This window comes from Clostridium sp. SGI.024 (genome assembly GCF_050315195.1).
In the GTDB taxonomy this organism is placed as follows: Bacteria; Bacillota; Clostridia; order Clostridiales; family Clostridiaceae; genus Clostridium.
Genome location: NZ_JBNPON010000102.1, coordinates 1 through 6854 on the forward strand (window position 1 = coordinate 1; position 6854 = coordinate 6854).

The following is a 6854-nucleotide window of genomic DNA, read 5'->3' on the forward strand; positions in this document are numbered from 1 at the left end:
GCAAGAGTCCTAAAACAATTGAAAGTTATGTTGGAGATAGTAAAGCATTCATAGAATTCCTAGGAGATAAAGGAGTTGAATTTAATGGTACGTTACAAAGATTCTACGTAGTAAGCTACAAGAACTTTCTAGTAGAAAGTAACTATGAGGTAGCAACAATAAATAAAAAGATAAATAGCATTCATGAATTAAATAGATACTTAGTAGCAATTGGGGCAATGAAAGAAATAGCTGTAGAAAATTCTAAGGACAGAATAAAGATAGCTTATGGTTCAGAAAAACAAGTAGAAGTTTACAGAGATAAGGAGGTAGATAGAATACTTTTCTACATTCAGAATGAGTCAAAGGTAAGCAAAAGAAATAAGGTAATTGTAATGTTATTACTTTATACAGGAGTTAGAGTAAGTGAACTATGTAGCATTAAGATTAAGGATATTGATTTCTTGAACTACTTAATAAAGATTTACAGTAAGGGAGGAAAGTTTAGGGAAGTACCATTGAAATTCGAGTTAGCTGATGCAATTAAGGAATACATCAAAGATAGAGATTACACTGTAAAAGATTCAGAATATCTAATAATAGGTCAAAGAGGAGTGTTAAGAAGAGATGCAATAAATACAATGCTAGAAAGATTAACTAATGAGATAGGAATGGTAAATAAATTAAAACCTAATACCTTTAGACATACCTTCTGTACAAGGTTAATAAATAGAGGAGTACCAATTTCAACAGTAAGTAAACTAGCAGGTCATAGTAGTGTAGATACTACTGCAACTTTTTACATTAACAGTAGTAGAGAAGAAAAACTAAAGGCAGTAAATCTACTGTAGAAAGGATTGAAGAAATGATACTAATAAATACATTAGAGGACATAGAGAAAGCCGAGATAACTCCAAAGGAGTTGAAGGAAGAAATACTACAACATTTTCAAGAAATAGCTGAAAGTGTTGTAGATAAATACTGGAAGATGTATAACCTAAAAGAAATACAACACATAATACCAAGAGAAATGGCAGATAATCCAATACTTCAAAAACAAGTATTTCACTTGCAGAGTGATTTAAGAAAAATACAAGAACGTGGGGTACCATTGTATAAAAGTTAAGGAGCGAAGGTAGACTTGTGGGAAAGAAGTTTAAGTAGAATTAGAAAGTAATAATTAAGGAGGATTTCAAAAGGATAACTATAAAAAGGAATATGTATATAAATCGCTCTATAGCAAAAATAAAAAAGATACTATAGATGAGATTAAAAGTATAACAGATTCTGAGTTATTGCATATAATAGCAGGAAATTATAATTGGAATAATGGTTTTGAGTTCCATATGATATAATAAATAATAAGAATTGTGATTTAGGAACTGCTTTAATGATATTTATGACGCTGATGGATATAGAGTTTTAGAAAATAAGGAAGAACTAAAGAATTCTAATTTAAAAGAGTGAGCTAACTTTATTTCAGCAATAGAGGAGAAAATTTTAAATAATGAATTTAGATTAACGCTTCAGTTTTTGGAGCATTAATTATTTAGGGAAAATAAAATACATTGTTCTAACTGTAAATGCAATATGTGTGGCTGAAGGTATGATATTCATAGGAGTAGGCTTAAAAATAATATCTGGAGGAATAATCTTAGTTGCTGGTGGAACATTGTTAAGTGCTACAGGTGTAGGGGCAGCATTAAGAGGAGCAGCAATAGCAATATCAGGATCAGCAGTAGCAGTAGGTACAGCAATTACAGCTATAGGTTGAAGAATGATGCTTTCTTCTGTAGATAACTTTAAGGAGAATATATCAGAAGCTAATAAAGTAAAAATAGAAGTTGATGATCTTAAGCTTAAGGAAGATATTAAGAAACTAGATGATGGGATTAAACAAGATAAAAAGGATATCTCTAAAATAGATGAGAGGGTTACACAAGCTGAAATTAAATATGCTCATAATATGGTAGAAAATCCTGGCCCTTTAGCTGAAATGAGAGGAAATCCTGCATTAAATTTTCTAAGTGGTAAATATAATGTAAAAGTTTTAGATGAAGATATAATTTTATATCGTTCAGGAAAAAAAGGAGGACTAACAATTACAGGACAAGAGCAAAATGCACTTGGACAATGGTTTACTAGAGAGCCAGCAGAATCAGCACTTAAAGTACGAATAGATTCGGCTGTTAAGGCTCAATGGATAGACCCAAAAACAGGAGTATTAACAGGTACTTCACCATTAGAATCAACTTATTCAATAAGAATCCCTAAAGGAACAACTATATATGAAGGTCCAGTTGGATATCAAGGAGGTTGCTATTTAGGTGGAGAAAGCTGTAATCAAATTTTTATTTCTGAACCATGGAAGATAAAAGGAGTAAAACCTATAAGCGATACACCAATACGTTAGGAGGAGTTTTAATGATTTCAAATAATCTAATTATAGATAAATTACAAAATTTATTTAGTGAATTAAGTTTAGTATTAGTAGCAAATAGAAGAGAGGATATTGATTATCATATTTCTGAAGTTAAATATGTAGTGAAAATTTTAAATGAATGTAAAAAAAATAATTATATAGATTCTAATAATGTTATAAATGAGATAAAATCAATTTATAATAATTTATATCCAGCAAGAGGTGGATTATCCGATTTTTTTATATGGAAGGCAGATTTTGATGAACGTGTTAAAGCAAATGAACCTTTAGATAGAATTGGCGATGAAATATGGGAAATATTAAAATAATTAACTGCAAAATAAAATATCTATTCGCTGCATAAAAAATAAAAACATAGCAAATTAGCTAAATCAATCAAGGTGAGAAAAATAAATACTGCATAATATTAATAATGCAGTGAATAGGAGGGGCGAAGGGGACAGAGTGGAAGATAAAATTGAAAAGTAATTTCTAGTTGATGAAACTAAATTAATAAGGAATACAATCCTAAGGATTGCATAAGTTCATTTAGCTAAATCAAAGATTTAGAAATTCACTTAAAAATCTTTACCACCTATGCCATTGTTTTTCAAAAGAAACACACTACTCATATATATTCGTAGGTGTAAGTTCGAAGAGCAAAAATATAAAATTTTGATTCTCACTTTTAACAATGATAAGAGTCAACGTTTCTAAGGGAAGAAGTATTTGATAACCCTAAGTATTACAATCAAACAACAGGTGAAATAAATTGGCCAGGTCAACATGGAGATAAAAATATAGATGGATTTCTTAATGGTAAATTTGATGAAGTAATTTTAAAACCAGGAGAAAAAATTGATAGATATGGAAGTGATTATGGTTCTTTCGCTTCACCAAAAGGAATATCTTATGGCCAGAGAGCATTAGCACCAGGAACAGATTTAAAACCATATAGTGTATTTGAAGTTATTAAGCCAATGAAGGTAAAGGCTGGTGAGATTGCACCGTGGTTTAATGAAACTGGTGGAGGTATACAATATTTGTTACCAGATATAATAGATGAGTTATTAGAAGCGAGAATAATAAGGAGAGTAAAGTAAAATGACAATAGTTGAGTTGGAAAAAGAATTAAATAAAATAGGAGTTCCAAAAGAGTTATACTCTTTAATGATAGGAGGATTTCCTAATGAGAAATTATGTATTGTTAAGGAAGAATTATGGCAAGTTTACTATAGTGAGAGAGGTAATAAATCTGGATTAAAGGTATTTGATACAGAAGCAGATGCTTGTGAGTACTTTTTAAGAAAAATGAAACGTTACTCATCCATATAATATTTATAGTTATAAAAAGTATAGTAAAATTAACAATAGCACCAAAATTATTAGATTCATAAATCTAATAATGCAGTAAGATGTAACTAAAAGAAAAAGTAAATATATATTATCCTAAAGGGAAAGTTCGAAGAGCAAAATATAAAATTTTGATTCTCACTTTTAACAATGATAAGAGTCGATGTTTCTAAGGAAAGAAGCATTGGCTCTTTTTCTATGTAAAAAAATTTAAGGAGGTAAAGTGTATGTGTAGAGTAATTACGAGGTAGCTACAATCAATAAAAAGATAAATAGCATTCATGCACTAAATAGATACTTAGTAGCAACAAAAGAAATACTACAACATTTTCAAGAAATAGCTGAAAGTATTGTAGATAAATACTGGAGGATGTGTACAACCTAAAAGAAGTTGTAAACATAAGAGTGATTGAGGATGATGATTCAATAGAAGTTTTAGTATGAAGAGATAGATATTATATTCTGGCGACTTGTAGCCAGTGAGGTCATAAAGAATATAATATCTATCTACTTTTTTGTTCTATTAAACTAATACAAAAATAAAATAATAATAAGAAATTAATTAATAAGGTATGTGGTATATGAAGTACAAATTTGATTTTTTATTATTAGAATTTAAAGATATCTACTACATTTTAAATAAGATATGGAAGGAGGAAGATATAAAAGTAGTTAATTCAATGCTAATAAAATTAATAAAGGAAGTAATTATTACAGCTCATTTGAATAACGAAATATTTTATAATACAGAAAATAAATTAGAAGAAAATATAGAGATACTATATAAAAAAAAGTTACTTACCTATGACTTAAAAAGATATATTATAAATTACTTAGAGGAATTATATTCTTTTAAAGAATCATTAAATAAATCAAAAGAAGATGCAGAAGAATACTATGAGATTGTAAAAAATGAAGATTTTATTTATGAACTCTGTGTTTGGTTAGCTACTAAATGTGGGGAAGAAGATTATTCATTATTTATAAATAAATTAAGTGATAATGAAAGAAGTCTATTTAATAAATATATTAATTTAACAATTGAAGAAGAGGATAGTATATTGAATTCTTTTGAAATAGATGAGTCAGAGGAGTTTGATAACGAAGAATTAGAAAAGGAAGAAACATCAGCAGAAGAAAATTTACTTGCTGGTGAATTATATTATTTAGGGAAAAATGTAGATAAGGATTATTATAAAGCAAGGGAATATTTTGAAAAAGCTGCTAAAGAAGGAAATGAACATGCAGAAAGTTATTTAGGATTATTTTTCGAAAAGGGTTATGGTGGAGAGAAAGATATTAATAAGGCTCTTTATTGGTACAAAAAAGCTGCTTTAAAAGGTAATATTTTTGCTCAATATTCTTTAGGATTTATTTATTATGAAGGAGAGGAAGTTGAACAAAATTTAGAATATGCATTTAAGTGGTATAAGGAAGCTGCTGAAAAGGGATTTGCACCAGCAGAGTATGCTTTATCTTATTTATATAAAAATGCAGAAGGTTGCGAGAAAAATGATATAAAAGCATTTTATTGGTTAGAAGAAGCTGCAGATAATGATTTTGAAGATGCATATTATATTTTGGGACAATCCTATTTAGAAGGTAATAGTATTATAGAGACAAACTATAAGAAGGCCTTTTTTTATTTATCTAAGGGAGTTAATAAGAAGGATAAAAATTGCTTAGAAAGTCTTGGAGATATGTATTACTGGGGATTATATGTTAAGGAAGACAAAGAAAAAGCTTTTTCACTTTATAAAGATAGTATAGAAGAAGGAAATGTAAGTCTTTATTATAAGCTTGGTAAATTATATGAACAAGAGGATAATTTAGAAGAAGCATTAGTAAATTACTATAAGGGAGATGAAAATGGAGATATTAGTTCAACTCAAAGACTTGGAGTTATGTATCTCAATGGTGAGGGAGTTATTGAAGATAAAGAAAAGGGCTTAGAGTATATTAAGAAGGCTGTAAAAGTAGGAGATGCTAATAGTATATATATTTTGGGAGTAGCACTTTTAAAAAAAGATAGAGAAAAATCTAAAAAATATTTAGTAGAAGCCTATAGAAAAGGATCCTATCAAGCTGCTAGTGCTTTAGCTAGAGAGGGAATAAATGATTATTTAAGACATAAAGAGGTAAATGAAACAGAACTTTTAGTTTATGTAAATAGTGCTATGGAAAATGGATTACCTATTGGAACATATTATTATGGAGTAGTAAATTATTATGGAATTGGCATGGAGAAAAGCCATGAAATGGCATTTCTTAATTTTAAGGAAGCAGCAGAAAGAGGATGTGATGAAGCTATTATTACTATAGCTAATTGGTACAAGCATGGAATATTTTTAGCTAGAGATATAGAAGCATCAATTGCGTGGTACGAAAAGGCAGTAGAAAGAGTAAATGTACAAGGGATTTTATCTCTTATTGAAATATATGAAAAAGGTATTGGTGGAAAAGAAGATTATTTAAAGGCTTTTGAAGGAGCTTTATTTTTAAGAAAAATAGATATAGTTGAAGGAAATTCAAAGCTAATATACTATTATTATAAGGGTATTGGAGTAGATGTATCTATAGATGAAGCTAATAAGTATATAAATGAACTTTTAAAATTAGATGAAGGAAAAGCCTATGTTATATTAGGTGAATTATGTGAAGAAGGACTACGAGATAAAGAAGAAAAAGCAATAGAATACTATTTAAAAGCAATTTCCTTAGGTGAATTAAAAGGATATTCAAATTTACAATATTACTTATATAGAAGAGGTAGGCATATAAGTGAATATGAGCTAAAGGAATCTATTGAAACATCAGAAAATCCTAAAAGTAGATATGTTATAGGTATGAATAAGCTTAATAATGGATTAAAAGATAAAGATAAAAAATTAATAGATGAAGGGATTAAGATTTTATTAGAAAGTATACATTATGGATTATATGAAGCTATAAATGATTTAATAAACTTTTATAAGAAAGATAAAAGTAAAGACGGACTACTTAATTTAAATAAATACAAAGAAATGAAAATTTATTATAATATAAGGTAATAAATAATACTTAGTAAAGTTAAAAGTCCAGCAAGTCTATTTGCTGGACT

General features: G+C 28.4%; 8 protein-coding genes. All 8 read left to right on the forward strand.

Annotated elements, in window-relative coordinates; all coding sequences use genetic code 11:
* A partial coding sequence (locus ACQRD5_RS16420; protein ID WP_427747065.1) for a tyrosine-type recombinase/integrase occupies nucleotides 1–830 on the forward strand: 830 nt, incomplete at its 5' end.
* A 14-nt stretch (nucleotides 831–844) separates the two neighbouring features.
* Nucleotides 845–1105: a hypothetical protein gene (locus ACQRD5_RS16425; protein WP_291630853.1), complete on the forward strand. Its 261-nt coding sequence runs from the start codon at nucleotides 845–847 to the stop codon at nucleotides 1103–1105.
* 468 nt (nucleotides 1106–1573) lie between these two features.
* A complete protein-coding gene (locus ACQRD5_RS16430; protein ID WP_427747066.1) occupies nucleotides 1574–1753 on the forward strand; it encodes a hypothetical protein in 180 nt (59 codons plus the stop codon).
* Nucleotides 1754–1756: 3 nt separating this feature from the next.
* Nucleotides 1757–2392, forward strand: coding sequence for a hypothetical protein (locus ACQRD5_RS16435; RefSeq protein ID WP_291630859.1), 636 nt, complete (start codon nucleotides 1757–1759; stop codon nucleotides 2390–2392).
* 11 nt (nucleotides 2393–2403) lie between these two features.
* Nucleotides 2404–2730, forward strand: coding sequence for a hypothetical protein (locus tag ACQRD5_RS16440; RefSeq protein ID WP_291630861.1), 327 nt, complete (start codon nucleotides 2404–2406; stop codon nucleotides 2728–2730).
* Nucleotides 2731–3237: 507 nt separating this feature from the next.
* Nucleotides 3238–3504 carry a TNT domain-containing protein gene (locus ACQRD5_RS16445; RefSeq protein ID WP_320899998.1) on the forward strand — a complete coding sequence of 89 codons (267 nt, stop codon included), beginning with the start codon at nucleotides 3238–3240 and terminating at the stop codon, nucleotides 3502–3504.
* Nucleotide 3505: 1 nt separating this feature from the next.
* Nucleotides 3506–3736 carry a hypothetical protein gene (locus ACQRD5_RS16450; protein WP_294167329.1) on the forward strand — a complete coding sequence of 77 codons (231 nt, stop codon included), beginning with the start codon at nucleotides 3506–3508 and terminating at the stop codon, nucleotides 3734–3736.
* Between the two features lie 599 nt (nucleotides 3737–4335).
* Nucleotides 4336–6804 carry a tetratricopeptide repeat protein gene (locus tag ACQRD5_RS16455; RefSeq protein ID WP_294167330.1) on the forward strand — a complete coding sequence of 823 codons (2469 nt, stop codon included), beginning with the start codon at nucleotides 4336–4338 and terminating at the stop codon, nucleotides 6802–6804.
* Nucleotides 6805–6854: the final 50 nt, after the last annotated feature.

What these genes read in the sequence shown, in the direction of transcription:
- ACQRD5_RS16425 (WP_291630853.1), top strand. Translation starts at nt 845, where the DNA reads ATGATACTAATAAATACATTAGAGGACATAGAGAAAGCCGAGATAACT.
- ACQRD5_RS16435 (WP_291630859.1), top strand. Translation starts at nt 1,757, where the DNA reads ATGATGCTTTCTTCTGTAGATAACTTTAAGGAGAATATATCAGAAGCT.
- ACQRD5_RS16440 (WP_291630861.1), top strand. Translation starts at nt 2,404, where the DNA reads ATGATTTCAAATAATCTAATTATAGATAAATTACAAAATTTATTTAGT.
- ACQRD5_RS16450 (WP_294167329.1), top strand. Translation starts at nt 3,506, where the DNA reads ATGACAATAGTTGAGTTGGAAAAAGAATTAAATAAAATAGGAGTTCCA.
- ACQRD5_RS16455 (WP_294167330.1), top strand. Translation starts at nt 4,336, where the DNA reads ATGAAGTACAAATTTGATTTTTTATTATTAGAATTTAAAGATATCTAC.